This is a genomic window from Bacillus sp. AFS031507, assembly GCF_002584635.1.
Taxonomy (GTDB): Bacteria; Bacillota; Bacilli; order Bacillales; family Cytobacillaceae; genus Neobacillus.
In genome coordinates this window covers 84773-100494 of sequence record NZ_NUOW01000030.1, presented here as the reverse complement: position 1 = coordinate 100494, position 15722 = coordinate 84773, and the positions used below count along the sequence as shown (strand labels likewise).

Below are 15722 nucleotides of genomic sequence, written 5' to 3'. Positions count from 1 at the left end.
CCCCCAATCAGCTCCCACCCCTCATAAAAACTCCAATCCACCCCCAATTACCAAATATTACGATTCTTTTCCAGACGAAACTCTCTTTTTTATCATAAATAAAAGCCTTGGTTCATAGAGTGTAAGTGACATAGTGATTTTGAGTGAAGGAAACGAAAGGAGGAGTCGCTTTGTCTCAGGAGAATCAATCGTGCCTACGATTTTCTTTGGAGGAGTCATTGTGGTTTAGAAAAGGACAGGAAGTCGAAGAGCTTGTTTCCATTTCTCTAGACCCAGACATTACCATCCAAGAAAACGATCAGTACGTAACCATAAGAGGTTCGCTAGAACTCACAGGCGAATATAAAAGTTACGAACCTACCAATGAAAACGAAGATGAAGATGTAACATCGCAAAAGTTTGTGGAGAGGGTCGATGCACAAGAGGGAGGAACCTGTGAGTTTTCACATCGATTCCCTGTCGATATCACGATCCCCAATAATCGAATTCAAAGTATCTATGATATCGATGTCCTCGTCGAATCATTTGATTATTCGATCCCTGAGCGCAGCTGCCTCAAGCTAGCAGCTGAACTGACCATTAGCGGCTTATACGGAACTGAGCAAAAACAGAAGCAACAGCAACAACCGCAGGAAGAATTAGTTGAACTTGAGCTTATCCCTCGCTCTGAAATTGAGTTCTTTGAGGAAGATGCCGAGGATATTGAAGTCGAACTTTCATCAGTTCAGAGCAGTTACCAAGATAACTTCTTGTTTGAAGCTGAGGCAAGAAAACCACAAGAAGAAGACGAGAGTGTGGAAATTTTACCGAAGTTTCCGACCTTCAATTATCAACCACAGGAAGACGATGAGGAAGAAGCTAATCAACCATCCTTGGATTTCGTAGAGGCAAGGAGTGAAGCCAGCCAACCAGCCTGGGAATTCGAAGAAACAAGAAGTGAAGAAAGCCAACCTTCATGGAATTTCCAAGAAGCAAGAAGTGAAGCCAGCCAGCCAGCTGAGACCATCCAGCCAGAAGTGGTTGAAGTAAAGCCAGCGCCATCTCCAACTGTCCAGTATGAAGAAGAAGTTCATCCAGCAGAGGAAAGCTCTTCCGCACATGAAGCAGCACCACCAAAGAATATTAAAAAGAAAAAACCGGCAAAAAAGAAAAGCATGACATTAACTGAATTTTTTGCTCGGAAGGATGAAAGTTCGGCCCAGGCAAAAGTAAAAGTTTGTATCGTCCAAAAGGGGGATACCGTTAACAGCGTGGCAGATCGTTACGATGTTTCGGTACAAAACCTCATGCGCATCAACAATCTTGAACTCAGCCAAGATATATTTGAAGGTCAAGTATTATATATTCCCGGCAGCCTTACAAAAAAATAATTATTAAAAGATGAGCGGGTTCCTTTGACCTGCTCACCTTCTTTTCATACACAGTCAACTGCTCCAGTCCATACGCCGCTAAACGGGCGCTTCCGCTTTTAATATGAAAGTGAGTTGAGTACTCATGAATAACCCGAATCTACTAAACACATTTGCTCCCATCTTAAGAAATTACCTTGTTGAGCCTCATTTTGTAGAGGATTTCGGCAGTGTTCAGAAGATTTATTCAAACAAAGGAACGTTTGCCTTAAAAAAAATCGACCCTGCAACGGGGACCGACTTCATTCGCCATGTTCATCTCCTCTACCAAAAAGGGTATAATCGCATCGTTCCCATTTACCCTACGATGGACGGCAGGTATGCGGTCTTACACGAGAACAATCTTTATTACTTAATGCCTTGGATGTCGAATGAGCAAAAGGAAGACCGGCAGCAAAAAGATCAACAACTTTTTCGTGAACTCGCTCGTCTTCATACCCTGTCCGCCAAAGAAATTACCTTGAACAAAGAAGAGCGGACCGAGCATTATGAAAAGACGATTCAACAGCATGAAAAACAACAGGCATTTCTCGATGGCTTCATCGACGAATGTGAAAAAAAGACATACATGTCGCCGTTTGAATTGTTATATTGCCTCTATTACAATGAAATCAGCCAGGCACTCCGATTTTCGAAAACGAAATTTGAAGAATGGTATGAAAAAACGAAGGACGATGAAAAGGCCCGCATGGTTATAACGCACGGAAAATTGTCACCCGAGCATTTCTTGTATGATGATAAAGGGTACGGCTTTTTTATTAATTTTGAGAATGCTCACTACGGCTCACCGATTCACGATCTCCTTCCCTATTTATCACGTGCCTTAAATACCAACCCGAAGCGCAGCGACACAGCCATTGACTGGGTATACCACTACTTTAAATACTTTCCATTTAAAGCAGATGAAAAACTATTATTCTACAGCTATTTAGCGCTTCCGATTCCAATCATCCAAGTGGCAGAAAGCTACTATCGAAAGTCGCGTCCAAAGAATGAATTAAAATATGTCCGTCAGCTGCAGCACCGCTACTGGCATTTGAAAAATTCCGAATATGTCGTCATGAGAATGACCGAAATGGATGCGCAGGCAGCCGCCGCCGCAGCAGCAAAAGAAGGAGCCCAGCCGCAGTAATCATCTGCAAAATGGGCTCCTTAAACGATTTCAAAATATAGTGACACGGCAATGGCAACAAAAACCGATAATAATAAGATATCAAAAAACGTTGGAATGATGAGTGTTCGAATAAATTGGAAGATCACAAACGGAATAATTAACTGTGCGCAAACTCTCCGACAGGTTCTAAACCAGGGTAGGTATTTAAATTTTTGGAAATTTCTTTTCACCGACAACCCCCCCTTTACAAATCTGGCATATATTTTCTTTATGTATATTCCACAAGTGCGGAGAACTCTCCAAAAAAACGGCATATAGTATAAAAAATAAAAAAAGTGGTTATCATTATTGACGTCAAACCCTTTTTTTCGGTAGTATAACTATATAATTTAATTACATGAGCAAAGACAGGGAAGAGTACGATACAAACCTGCTTAAAGAGAGGGAAATCATTAGCTGGAAGATTTCCTAAGCAGTATATCGGAAGGTCGCCCACGAGCTTCTTCTGCGAACGGATCTAAACATCCTATTAGTTGAAGACGGACTAAATCCGTTATCTACATAAGTGCCAATCCGTTTTTTGGATTGGAAAAAAGGTGGTACCGCGAAGCAAACTCCATTCGTCCTTTTATGACGAATGGGGTTTTTTATGTGGAAAAGGGGCGGAGCGGCGCAAAAACGAATCAGGATATCCAAACTTTGTGGAAAAATACATTTTTGCACACGAATTAAGTGAACACTGGCTCTGCTCACACCGCCTTTGTTATGTTGGTTGGTTGGTTGGTGTGCTGCTCATCTGGTATCACATTTCACGATTAGTTTATTTTAAGGAGGAATTTTACAATGGAAACAAAGGAACTAACAATGCCTACGAAATACGACCCACAAACGATTGAAAAAGGTCGTTATGAATGGTGGTTACAAGGTAAGTTTTTCGAAGCAAAAAATGATGAGGGAAAAGACCCGTACACGGTAGTAATCCCGCCGCCAAACGTAACGGGGAAACTTCATTTAGGCCATGCCTGGGATACGACTCTCCAAGATATCGTTACACGTATGAAGCGAATGCAGGGGTATGATGTTCTTTGGCTGCCAGGGATGGACCATGCTGGGATTGCTACACAAGCAAAGGTTGAAGAAAAACTTCGCAATGAAGGCAAAAGCCGCTACGATCTAGGAAGAGAAAAATTCGTTGAGGAAACATGGAAGTGGAAAGAAGAGTATGCATCCCATATCCGCCAGCAGTGGTCGAAACTGGGCTTAGGCTTAGATTACAGCCGCGAGCGTTTCACGCTGGATGCAGGCTTATCTGATGCCGTTAAAGAGGTTTTTGTTACCCTTTATAAAAAAGGTCTCATTTACCGCGGGGAATATATTATTAACTGGGATCCGTCCACAAAAACAGCTCTATCCGATATCGAAGTCATTTATAAAGATGTTCAAGGTGCTTTTTATCATATGAGTTATCCGCTTGCCGATGGTTCTGGACAGATTGAAGTGGCTACGACCCGTCCAGAAACGATGCTGGGTGATACCGCGGTTGCCGTTCATCCAGAAGACGACCGCTACAAGCACTTGATTGGTAAAACCGTCATTCTGCCAATCGTTGGCCGTGAAATTCCAATCGTTGGTGACGACTATGTGGATATGGAATTCGGATCTGGTGCAGTAAAAATTACGCCAGCCCATGACCCGAACGATTTTGAAGTGGGTAATCGTCATAATCTAGAGCGAGTTCTGGTAATGAACGAAGACGGCTCGATGAATGATAGAGCTGGCAAGTATAAAGGACTCGACCGTTTTGAATGCCGTAAGCAAATCGTTAAGGACTTGCAGGAACAAGGCGTTCTTTTCAAAATTGAAGAGCATCCGCATTCCGTAGGTCATTCGGAACGAAGCGGTGCCGTTGTTGAACCGTATCTTTCCACCCAGTGGTTTGTTAAAATGCAGCCGCTCGCAGATGAAGCGATTGCCCTGCAAAGCAAAGAAGAAAAAGTAAACTTTGTCCCAGACCGGTTTGAAAAAACCTACTTACGTTGGATGGAGAACATTCGTGACTGGTGTATTTCGCGACAGCTTTGGTGGGGTCACCGCATTCCTGCTTGGTATCACAAGCAAACAGGTGAAGTATATGTTGGTACAGAAGCACCGTCAGACGCTGAAAACTGGGAGCAGGATAAAGATGTACTCGATACATGGTTCAGCTCCGCGCTATGGCCGTTTTCAACCATGGGCTGGCCTGATACAGAAGCGACCGATTACAAGCGCTACTTCCCAACCGACGTGTTAGTAACAGGCTATGATATTATTTTCTTCTGGGTATCGAGAATGATTTTCCAAAGCATTGAGTTTACAGGGGAGCGTCCATTTAAAGATGTTCTCATCCACGGTCTCGTTCGTGACGAACAGGGACGGAAGATGAGTAAGTCACTTGGAAATGGCGTCGATCCAATGGATGTCATCGAAAAATACGGTGCCGATGCACTACGCTACTTCCTGTCAACAGGAAGTTCACCAGGTCAAGATTTACGTTTTAGCTTTGAAAAAGTAGAGTCAACTTGGAACTTTGCCAATAAAATTTGGAATGCCTCCCGTTTCGCGTTAATGAATATGGACGGTATGACCTACGAAGAGATTGATTTTAGCGGAGAAAAATCGGTTGCAGACAAGTGGATTTTAACACGATTAAATGAAACGATTGAACATGTAACAAGACTTTCAGATCGTTATGAATTTGGTGAAGTGGGCCGTGCGCTTTACAACTTTATCTGGGATGACTTCTGTGATTGGTATATTGAAATGGCGAAATTGCCGCTATATGGTGAAGACGAAGCAGCAAAGAAAACAACTCGTTCGATTCTGGCACATGTTTTAGATCAAACGATGCGTTTATTGCATCCATTCATGCCATTTATCACCGAGGAAATTTGGCAGAACCTTCCTCACCAAGGAGAATCAATTACAACAGCAGCATGGCCTGAAGTAAATCCAGCTCATTCTGATGACCAAGCAGCACAAGAAATGAAACTGCTCGTCGAGATGATTCGCGCGGTTCGGAATATTCGTGCTGAAGTAAATACTCCAATGAGTAAGAAAATCAAAATGCTTGTCAAAGCAAAGGATGAAACGGTTCTTAAAGCAATTGAGAATAACCGCGGCTATATTGAACGCTTCTGTAATCCAGAAGAATTACAAATGGGCGTTGATCTTGAAACGCCTGAAAAAGCAATGACAGCCGTGATTACTGGTTTAGAAATCATCCTGCCGCTTGAAGGCTTGATTAACATCGATGAAGAAATTGCTCGTCTCGAAAAAGAATTTGACCGCTTAAATAAAGAAGTGGAAAGAGTTCAGAAGAAATTAAGCAATGAAGGCTTCATGAAAAAGGCACCTGAAAGTGTTGTAGCCGAAGAACGTGCCAAGGAAGATGATTATCGCGAAAAGAGAGCGATTGTCGAAGCACGCATTAAAGAGTTAAGAGGGTAATAATTAGTTTGGCGAGGCGAATTCTCCTGAGGATTCGTCTCGCCTTATTACTTACACTAAAAAAACGATCAAAATCAACATGATTGATACAAATATGACAGAGATTACAATTTATCAGCGGTTTTCAGAAATATATCAGCGAAAACGTCTAATATATCAGCGGAAATTGGATTTTATCAGCGTATCTCCAATTTTATCAGCGAATCAAAAAATAGATTGCACTTTAGAAGTAAATATTAATCAAACATTAAAATATAGATGGGGTGTCACGAATGTTTGCTACATATAAAGAAGCCCTAGAATGGATTCATGCGCGGTTAAGACTGGGAATCAAGCCAGGGTTAAAGCGGATGGAATGGATGATGGACAAGCTTGGCAATCCAGAAACAAAAATGAAGACGGTTCATATTGGCGGTACAAATGGTAAAGGCTCCACCGTTACTTTTCTCCGTTCGATTCTTGAAGCAGGAGGGTATTCAGTGGGTACCTTTACCTCGCCCTATATTGAACAGTTCAATGAGCGGATCAGTGTGAATGGGAAAGCCATATCAGATGCGGAGCTGCTCCAACTGGCAAATATCATTCGCCCATTGGCGGACGAATTAGAAGAAACAGAGCTTGGCGGGCCGACGGAGTTTGAAGTCATCACCGCGATGGCGTTCCATTATTTCGCAACCACGAACAAGGTTGACGTTGTCATTTTTGAAGTCGGTTTAGGCGGTCGATTTGATTCAACGAATATCATTCAGCCATTAGCCTCGATCATTACCAATATCGGTCTTGATCACACAAACATCCTCGGAAACACCTATGAGGAAATTGCTTTTGAAAAAGCAGGGATAATCAAAGAAAACACAGCCATTTTTACGGCTGTCAAACATCCAGGGGCGATCAAGGTAATTGAGGAACAAGCAGATAAGAAAAAAGCACCTCTTTACCGCTTAAATCAGGAATTTTCGATTAGTTCTCATAAATCCATATCTAATGGTGAAATTTTTGATGTAATCACTCAACTTCAAACCATCGTCCAATTAGAAATCAGGATGATCGGTCAGCATCAAACGGAAAATGCCGCACTTGCTGTCATGGCCTCCCAATTTTTAAATCAAAAAGGTTCATTCCTAATTACAGACCAAGCTATTCGTACGGGCTTAAAAAAGGCTTACTGGCCAGGGAGATTTGAAATCGTTTCTGAAAGTCCACTTGTGATTATTGATGGGGCCCATAATGAAGAGGGAATTTCCGCTCTAACACACGAATTAAGTACTAGATATCACAATCGCAGTATTCAGATCGTGTTTGCCGCACTATCGGATAAAAAGCTTGATCAAATGATTGCCAAACTGGACCAAATGGCTTCCCAAATTGCCTTTGTCAGCTTTGATTTTCCACGTGCAGCTAAAGCGGAAGAATTACTCAAAATCAGCCAATCACCCAACAAATTGGCAGTCGATGACTGGGGTCCTTTTCTTATAGAAGAGATCCAAAATATAGAAAACAACAGCATGTTAGTCATAACGGGTTCACTCTATTTTATTTCAGAAGTAAAACCATTTTTAGTTAACTATTTGAAAAATAAGATAATTTCTTTATGACAAGTTATTTTTATCATGGTAAAATAATTATATCTAAATAAGACAGAGGAGGATAAGCATGAAAGTGGAACCACGCATCAAGAATGCTATTTTTCTTGCCTGGCTCTTGTTTGTCCCTGCAGGAACCTGGTTCATCTATAATGCTTATCCTCCCCATATCACTGGACATTGGTTCGATATTTTTGCATTTTTGTTATTAACCTGTATGGTTGCAACCATGCCAATTGTCATTAATGAGATGTTTATTTTTTTAATCTAATGGGTTGCGCTTGCAACCTTTTTAAGGTTTGGTTTATTTGTTGAAATCATTTTTGCACAAGTAGCTGTGATTGTTTTACTGCTAAAATTAAGGTTCCTTCGAAAAGGTGAATTTTACCGGCTGCCAGTTAACCTAAATATGTTTTTTCTAGTTTCCTGTACTAGCGTGATTGTCTACTACTTACTTGGTGGACCGACAGGCCCTAATTTTACTTTCGACTCCAAGTCGTTATGGCTTGCCATCTTATACGCAGTGGTAAGTTATTCGATGAACCAAATCATAGTTTCATTCAATCTTTATTTTATCTATAAAAGCAAGGTAGCCTATTTTGGAAAGGCTTTCATTGTTGAGACCATTACAACTTTCATCACCTTCCCCATTGGTTTAGTGCTGTATATTCTCTATGATCAGGTCGGAATCTTTGCCCTCCTGTTTGTAGGTGTTCCGTTTGATAGTTTATCAATGATATTCATACTCTATTATTCAAGTGAAAAAATAAATGAATATTTGCAAAAAGCCGCAGAGTTTGGACACCAGATGGCCGAGCGCTTGAAAGTGGATGATGTCGTTGATTTGTTAATTCAGAAGCTGAGTGAAATGCTGCCGGTTGATTATGCTTATATCCTTGAAGTAACAGGGGATGAACTTATATTGGTTCGGGGGAATGAAGGGGGCGTATCCAATGAATTGCCACCTTATCTTATGTTGAGGTAGTTTCTGGTAAAGTTTCCATTGGTTAATGCTAATAAAGGTATACAGTCTACAGCCAGTGGTACAGCAGTTAGTGTTAGTACATTAAGTAGAGATGATGTTAAGTAAACTGGCTTTAGCCTTTAAAAAGGAGCTAAATAGTTAATCAAATGTTATTAGTATACTTGTATTTATTAATAGTTGGTATTACTATCGGTTCTTTTTTCAATGTTGTCGGACTAAGAGTCCCATTAAAGAAATCAATCGTAACCCCACGTTCGGCTTGTCCAACTTGCGGGCATCAATTAAAACCATACGAACTAATACCAGTAATTTCTTACTTACTACAAAAAGGAAAATGCCGCTGCTGTCAGTCGCGGATTTCTCCTATCTATCCGATATTTGAATTACTAACTGGATTATTATTTATGACAGCACCGTTAGTTATTGGATGGACTGGAGAATTAGTAGTTGCACTAACACTAATCTCCATGTTTATGATTATCATTGTTTCAGATATTCACTATATGCTCATCCCTGATAAAATTCTGATCTGGTTTGCAGGGGTTTTTTTATTGGAGCGGATAATTTGGCCGCTAAACCCATGGTGGGACAGCCTTTTTGGTGCTGTGTCTGGTTTCATTCTCCTTTTACTCATTGCTGTCGTTAGCAAAGGTGGGATGGGTGGTGGGGATGTTAAACTGTATGCCTTACTTGGATTGGTATTAGGGTTTAAACTAGTACTTTTGTCCTTCTTTCTTTCAACATTGTTTGGAGCTGTTATTGGCGGATTGGCATTACTTTTTAGGATTGTCAAAAGACGACAGCCCATTCCATTTGGACCATTTATTGCTGCCGGAACATTAACAGCATATTATTGGGGATCGGATTTAATTAATTTGTATATACATTTCCTTAATCAAGGATTTTAACTAAGGGGTTTTTTATATGGCTTTTTCCCTGTTTACATCTAAAAACCGAATAATAAATCTCGTTTTGAATGATCATTCGATTCGTCTGCTTGAATTAAAGCAGGCGAATCCACCTGTTGCTCAAAGATGGTGCGAACGCTTTCTCCCGCCTGGTATTATTAGTGATGGGAAAATTATTGATATCGATTCTTTGGCAAACATTCTGGAAGAGTGTATCGGTGAATGGAAGATTCAAAGACGTCAAGTTCGCTTTCTAGTGCCAGATCCGCTTGTCATCATTCGGAAAAGTTTCCGTCCCTGCTGAAATTCAGGAGGATGAAATACAGGGATACCTATATTTAGAGCTTGGTTCTTTGTCTAAGCTCAAACTTGATCCGATTGCGGCTGATATTTCCCCGCTTGCACTGTACCGGTTGTATCATCAACTGGAACAACCAAGTTACGGGTGCATATTACCTCTGGCAGACGAATTCCACTAAAAGCGTGATCGCCTCAATAGATAGACAAATCACGATGACAAAGAAGATTGCTGAAAAAGAAAATAAAAGTACAGAAACAGTTGAAGCTACTAGCTCTGTTAGTCAATTGAAGAATGCAATTGATTGGGTAAATGAATATCCGATTCAGACTAAGGCAAGAGATCACCAGTTTAGCCCAAGAAGATGAGCCATTATCTTACAGTCTGACAATTTCTGCATTCTACATGCCGAGTTTAACAGACCTAGCCGCAGAGCTTCCAAAAATCGATGCACCTGCACCAGCGGGTAAAGATAATCCACTAAGTCAGTTTTCTGCCACGACGGGGACGCAGCCATAATTAACACCATCGCAAACTAGTAAATAATTTGGCGAAAGTCTACGATAACAAGACGACAAAAGTCTTGTTATTTTTTTTTGCCATTATGTTAGGATGGAACAAATTACCCTGGTAGAGAGAGGAGTACGGTTTAGTGGACAAGCCTAATAAAGGCAATACAATTACGATCAAATTAAATGGAGAAAACCCGCCCCAACTGGATGTTCCTCCAAATGAAGTCGAAGCCAGCATTGACTCCATTCCTAAAGTGATAAAAATAAATTCAAATCTCTCAGAATCGGATAACTTCATGGAGACAGCGGCAGCACAAGAGTCTGTCGACGAGAGTTTTGATTGGATTATTCCTGAATCCTCCGAAAATGACATAGAGGAGTTTAAAAAAGTACCAAGTCAAAGTGGCAAAAAATCTGCCCTTCCCAAAATAACAACCTTTTCATCTAATACCAAAAAGAAAAATGGCCGGCCGTTAGGAACCATTTTAATTTCTGCCGTCTTCGCCATCCTTATCGGAACAACGATCGGGGTTGTGATGCTAAAGTTAGTGATAACTACACCAACTAACAAGACTGTTGTAACCGAACCTACAGTAGTCACTGAAAAGCCTGCTAACACCGAAAGCAAAACTACGGAGGGCAAGACCTCGTCAGCAGCTATATCCCAAGTAACTGCTTACGTCATTCAGGGCGGAGTTTTTTCATCGGAAGCTGGTGCCAAGGAGACATCTTCAAGTTTAGACTCGAAAGGCATACCATCCCAATCCGTTGAAATGGATGGCAAGTACTATTTGTTTCTAGGTGTTGCGGATTCCATCGAAGCCGCTAAAGCTCTTGGGGGTCAATATAAAGAAAATGGAATTGAAGAAGTGTTTGCCAAGCCGCTGTTATTAGATGAAAAGAAGTTTACTGACGTCACTACAAAAGAAAAGACCTTTTTAAAAGCTGTACCGACCATTTATCAAACGCTATCTCTGACATCTTCGAGTGCGCTCCTGACCAAGTCGCTTTCTGAGGATTCTAGCAAAGCCCTCTTAGAGATTGAAGAACAATTAAAGAGTAGTGTTAAAAACAAAAAATTAAAAGATCTAAAAGCAGAGTTGGTTAGTGCGAACGAGAAACTAAAAGCATTTCAAGAATCAAAATCCGAAAAGAATCTTAGTGATGCCCAACAGCACTTGCTAAACTTCATGTCGTTATATTTTTCCAAGTAATCAATATCTGACAAAGCTCGATATTTTCCGGGAAATAAGGCCTATCGAATCTGGATAGGCTTTTTTAATATGTCATAAAAAGAATTATTCCGCATAATTTTACAAATTTCATCAAAATTTTTTTCGTATAAAAATTGTTTGCTACTACAATTTCTGATAGGATTGAATTGTATCTCCCTAATACGTACCAAAAGGTAAGGTGATCGAATGCAGAACCTCATTTTAGCCTCTTCTTCTCCACGGCGAAAAGAACTTCTAGAAACTCTCCGTTTAACATTCGCGATTTCAAGTAGTGAAGTTGATGAAAGTTTTGACCCAGCTCTCTCTCCTAAAGAAGTAGTGATGGAGTTAGCCGACCGAAAGGCCCAGGCGGTTTTTAAAGAAAACCAGAACGCCTTTGTGATTGGCTCGGACACAATTGTTGTGGCGGATAATCAAATTTTAGGAAAGCCTGCAGATGAAGCAGAAGCATTTACGATGTTAAAAAGCTTGTCAGGAAAGCAGCATGATGTCTTTACTGGAGTTTCGATTGTGTCTCCAACAGGTACAACAACGTTTTATGAAAGAACAGAAGTTTGGTTTTGGGAGTTAACTGACGACTCAATACGGGCGTATGTAAAAAGTGGTGAACCGCTTGATAAAGCAGGTGCATATGGCATTCAGCAGCTCGGAAGTATGCTTGTCAAAAAAATAAATGGAGACTATTTTGCGGTTGTCGGTCTGCCTGTTTCAAGAACAATAAGAGAATTGAAGAAGGCTGGCTACCAGTTGCCATATTAAACTTTTTTAGTTCATTAACTCCCTTAAAAAAGGAGGAAAAAAGTGTCCACCAATACATTAATGATCCGTGATTTCCCTCAAGATGAAAGGCCTAGAGAACGCTTTATTCAGCATGGACCACAAAGCTTATCTAATCATGAATTGATTGCCATCTTACTTCGAACCGGAACAAAGGACGAATCGGTTCTGCAACTATCGAATCGACTGCTGACCCATTTTGAAGGGTTACGACTGTTAAAAGCAGCTACGTTAGAAGAAATGACTGAGATAAAAGGGATTGGTTCGGCGAAGGCGATTCAAATCCTTGCTGCTGTCGAAATTGGCAGAAGGATTACCAACCTCGACTATAAGGATCGATATGTTATCCGCTCGCCGGAAGACGGTGCAAAATACCTAATGAATGATATGCGCTTTTTATCACAAGAGCATTTTGTTTGTATGTATTTAAACACTAAGAATCAAGTAATCCATAAACAAACGATTTTTATTGGCAGCTTAAACGCCTCGATTGTTCATCCAAGGGAGGTGTTCCGCGAGGCGTTAAAGCGGTCAGCTGCTTCTGTAATTGCGGCGCATAATCATCCCAGTGGCGACCCGGCGCCAAGCCGCGAGGACATAGAGGTGACCAAGCGATTAGTCGAATGCGGAAAAATAATTGGCATCGATTTACTCGATCATTTAATCATCGGGGAGAACAAGTTTGTGAGTCTCAAGGAAAAAGGGTATTTATAACTATGATTTTATTTGACGTTAAGTTATAATATTGGTTATGATTTTTTAGGACTACTTAAGACCTAACTAGATAAATATTGAGAAAAAAGACATGATATTAAAGTGATTACCAACTTATTGGAGTTTTTGTATTACGTATCAGAAAGGGAGCTACAAAATTATGTTTGGAATAAGAGCTAGAGATCTTGGGATTGACTTGGGGACTGCAAATACCCTTGTATATGTAAAAGGAAAAGGTATTGTCTTACGCGAGCCATCCGTTGTGGCGATGCAGACAGATACGAAGAATATTGTCGCAGTTGGTAACGATGCGAAAAATATGATTGGACGGACGCCGGGGAATATCGTCGCTATAAGACCGATGAAGGATGGAGTCATCGCTGATTTTGAAACCACAGCGGCAATGATGAAGTACCATATTCGTCAAGCACAGAAAGGGAAGAACGTATTTACGGGTAATCCATACGTCATGGTATGTGTGCCTTCTGGGATTACAGCGGTCGAGGAAAGAGCGGTAATCGATGCCACTAGACAAGCAGGGGCAAAGGATGCCTATACCATTGAAGAGCCATTTGCTGCGGCGATTGGCGCCAATTTGCCTGTTTGGGAACCTACTGGTAGCATGGTTGTCGATATTGGTGGGGGAACGACAGAAGTAGCGATCATTTCACTAGGTGGAATTGTTACAAGTATTTCGATCCGTGTTGCTGGCGATGAAATGGACGACTCGATTATTTCTTATATTCGAAAAAATTATAACTTGATGATCGGGGACCGGACCTCTGAAGCGATTAAAATGGAAATTGGCTCAGCAGGGGATCTTGAAGGTGTCGACAATATGGAGATTCGCGGCCGGGATTTATTAACGGGTCTGCCAAAGACCATTGAAATTTCCGCAAAAGAAATTGCGGGAGCATTACGCGATACGGTTTCTGCGATTGTGGAAGCGGTCAAGAATACGTTAGAAAAAACACCGCCGGAACTCGCTGCCGATATTATGGATCGCGGGATTGTCCTAACAGGTGGGGGAGCACTGCTCCGCAATTTAGATAAAGTGATTAGTGAAGAAACGAAAATGCCTGTTCTGATTGCCGAGAACCCACTCGATTGCGTAGCGATTGGAACAGGAAAAGCTCTCGATCATATTCATTTATTTAAAAACAAAACGAGAGATTCACGCTAAGAATAGCGGAAACGCCAGTTATCCGCTGGAGCAAGACAACTATCAAAGCTTAAAAACTAAACTTTTGATCTAGGAAAATAGAGGTGTATAATCATGCCACAGTTCTTTCTGAATAAACGTCTGATTATTTTGCTTGTCAGCATCATTGTTCTCGTGGCATTGATTGGGTTTTCTTTAAGGGAGAGAAGTAAACTATCCTGGCCGGAGCAATTTGTTAAAGATACAACCGGCTGGGTTCAATCCCTGGTTTCAAAGCCTACCCATTTTGTTGCAGGCTTTTTTGAAAATCTCCAGGATTTGCAAAATACATACGATGAGAATAAAGAATTAAAATCGCGGATCGAAAATCTTGTCAATCTTGAAGCACAAGTCCAAGAGTTGAAAAATGACAATGAAGAATTGCGTGACATTCTCGGTGAAAAAAAGACCCTGAGAGACTTCAAACCATTACCAGCTACCGTCATTGGCAGAAACCCTGATCGTTGGCATGAAATGATTATTATCGACAAAGGCAAACTAAACGGCATCGAAAAAAATATGGCTGTCGTTACGGCAACCGGTCTCATTGGAAAAGTAAAAAATGTGACACAATTCAGTTCAACTGTACAACTTTTAAGTGCAATGGATCCTAAGAATCGAATTTCTGCTGTCGTTCAAGGCAAAAAGGATGTTTATGGATTTGTACAGGGTTTTGATGACAAACAAAAATTACTATTAATTAAGGCGATTCCATCTGGCTCAAAAATTGAAAAAGGCCAAACCGTGATTACTTCCGGTTTAGGCGGTGTTTTTCCAAAAGGGCTAATGATTGGAAAAGTGGTTGATGTTAAGCCCGATCAGTATGGCTTAAATCAAACGGCCTTAGTGAAACCCGGCGCGAACTTTTACGATATTGAAAATGTGATTGTCATAAAAAGATTAATGACTCAGCCAGTTAAAAGTGATTTATCTGATGGGAAGGTGGGGGAGTTTTGAGAAAATTCCTTCTTCCTCTTTTATTTCTGTTTCTTTTTATCGTAGAAAGTCTTTTTGTCGAGTTTTTACCGGCAAAGATTTTTGGTTTTGATCGAATATTTGTCCCTCACTTTCTGTTTACAGCCATTTTGTTTTTAACGATTTTTGTCGGAAAAAAACACGGAATTATTTATGCGGCCATTTTTGGGCTTTTATTTGATATTGTTTATGTCGAAATTATCGGTATTTACTTTTTTCTATATCCATTTATCTCCTATCTCATTTATAAATTATTGCAGGTTTTTCAATCAAATATTATCACTGCTTTTCTTGCTGCCCTTCTCGGTATCTCGTTATTAGAGATGGGTGTTTATGAAATGAATTATTTAATCCATGTAACAGACCTTAATTTTATCGGCTTTATTAACTTGCGTTTTTACCCTACCCTTTTATTAAATGCAGCTATTACTCTAATTATCGCCTATCCTTTAAAGTGGCTATTTGAAAAACATTCGGAAGCATTAAGGGATGAATGATTTTTTTATAAAAAGAGGAGAATGGACG

16 protein-coding genes and 1 other annotated feature are annotated in these 15722 nt (G+C 40.6%); of the genes, 15 read left to right on the top strand and 1 reads right to left on the bottom strand.

The features are described from left to right. Positions 1-143 precede the first annotated feature (143 nt). Together spoVID and ysxE are read left to right on the top strand one after the other, a co-directional pair. Positions 144-1370 (top strand): stage VI sporulation protein D, encoded by a 1227-nt coding sequence (gene spoVID, locus COE25_RS24245; RefSeq protein ID WP_257208944.1) that lies wholly within the window; start codon positions 144-146, stop codon positions 1368-1370. 124 nt (positions 1371-1494) lie between these two features. Then, positions 1495-2541: a spore coat protein YsxE gene (ysxE, locus tag COE25_RS24240; RefSeq protein ID WP_098934444.1), complete on the top strand. Its 1047-nt coding sequence runs from the start codon at positions 1495-1497 to the stop codon at positions 2539-2541. Positions 2542-2561: 20 nt separating this feature from the next. On the opposite strand, the gene COE25_RS24235 is transcribed toward ysxE, so the two are convergent. Beyond that, positions 2562-2753 (bottom strand): hypothetical protein, encoded by a 192-nt coding sequence (locus COE25_RS24235; RefSeq protein ID WP_098934443.1) that lies wholly within the window; start codon positions 2751-2753, stop codon positions 2562-2564. A gap of 165 nt (positions 2754-2918) precedes the next feature. Next, positions 2919-3154, top strand: a binding site (T-box leader). 212 nt (positions 3155-3366) lie between these two features. Here COE25_RS24235 and COE25_RS24230 point away from each other — a divergent pair. The 13 genes from COE25_RS24230 to mreD all read left to right on the top strand — a co-directional run bounded on the left by COE25_RS24230 (position 3367) and on the right by mreD (position 15694). Then, positions 3367-6009: a valine--tRNA ligase gene (locus COE25_RS24230; protein WP_098934442.1), complete on the top strand. Its 2643-nt coding sequence runs from the start codon at positions 3367-3369 to the stop codon at positions 6007-6009. A 272-nt stretch (positions 6010-6281) separates the two neighbouring features. After that, positions 6282-7604: a bifunctional folylpolyglutamate synthase/dihydrofolate synthase gene (locus tag COE25_RS24225; protein ID WP_098934441.1), complete on the top strand. Its 1323-nt coding sequence runs from the start codon at positions 6282-6284 to the stop codon at positions 7602-7604. Between the two features lie 58 nt (positions 7605-7662). Further along, on the top strand, positions 7663-7863 hold the full coding sequence (locus COE25_RS24220) for a hypothetical protein (protein WP_098934440.1): 201 nt from the start codon (positions 7663-7665) through the stop codon (positions 7861-7863). Between the two features lie 267 nt (positions 7864-8130). Next, on the top strand, positions 8131-8577 hold the full coding sequence (locus COE25_RS24215; protein ID WP_218964339.1) for a hypothetical protein: 447 nt from the start codon (positions 8131-8133) through the stop codon (positions 8575-8577). Between the two features lie 146 nt (positions 8578-8723). Next, positions 8724-9485 carry a prepilin peptidase gene (locus tag COE25_RS24210; protein WP_098934438.1) on the top strand — a complete coding sequence of 254 codons (762 nt, stop codon included), beginning with the start codon at positions 8724-8726 and terminating at the stop codon, positions 9483-9485. A gap of 16 nt (positions 9486-9501) precedes the next feature. Beyond that, entirely contained in the window at positions 9502-9789 is a 288-nt protein-coding gene (locus COE25_RS24205; RefSeq protein WP_180247588.1) for a type IV pilus biogenesis protein PilM, read from the top strand. Positions 9790-10095: 306 nt separating this feature from the next. After that, a complete protein-coding gene (locus COE25_RS24200; RefSeq protein WP_098934437.1) occupies positions 10096-10302 on the top strand; it encodes a hypothetical protein in 207 nt (68 codons plus the stop codon). A 133-nt stretch (positions 10303-10435) separates the two neighbouring features. Further along, positions 10436-11509, top strand: coding sequence for an SPOR domain-containing protein (locus tag COE25_RS24195; RefSeq protein ID WP_098934436.1), 1074 nt, complete (start codon positions 10436-10438; stop codon positions 11507-11509). 207 nt (positions 11510-11716) lie between these two features. Further along, on the top strand, positions 11717-12289 hold the full coding sequence (locus tag COE25_RS24190; protein WP_088089149.1) for a Maf family protein: 573 nt from the start codon (positions 11717-11719) through the stop codon (positions 12287-12289). Between the two features lie 42 nt (positions 12290-12331). After that, entirely contained in the window at positions 12332-13021 is a 690-nt protein-coding gene (radC, locus tag COE25_RS24185; RefSeq protein ID WP_088089148.1) for a RadC family protein, read from the top strand. 160 nt (positions 13022-13181) lie between these two features. Further along, positions 13182-14204, top strand: coding sequence for a rod shape-determining protein (locus COE25_RS24180; protein ID WP_098934435.1), 1023 nt, complete (start codon positions 13182-13184; stop codon positions 14202-14204). Positions 14205-14297: 93 nt separating this feature from the next. Then, positions 14298-15179 (top strand): rod shape-determining protein MreC, encoded by an 882-nt coding sequence (mreC, locus tag COE25_RS24175; protein ID WP_088089146.1) that lies wholly within the window; start codon positions 14298-14300, stop codon positions 15177-15179. Further along, positions 15176-15694 (top strand): rod shape-determining protein MreD, encoded by a 519-nt coding sequence (gene mreD / locus COE25_RS24170; protein WP_098934434.1) that lies wholly within the window; start codon positions 15176-15178, stop codon positions 15692-15694. The genes mreC and mreD overlap by 4 nt, the downstream gene beginning before the upstream one ends. The last annotated feature ends 28 nt before the right edge of the window (positions 15695-15722 follow it).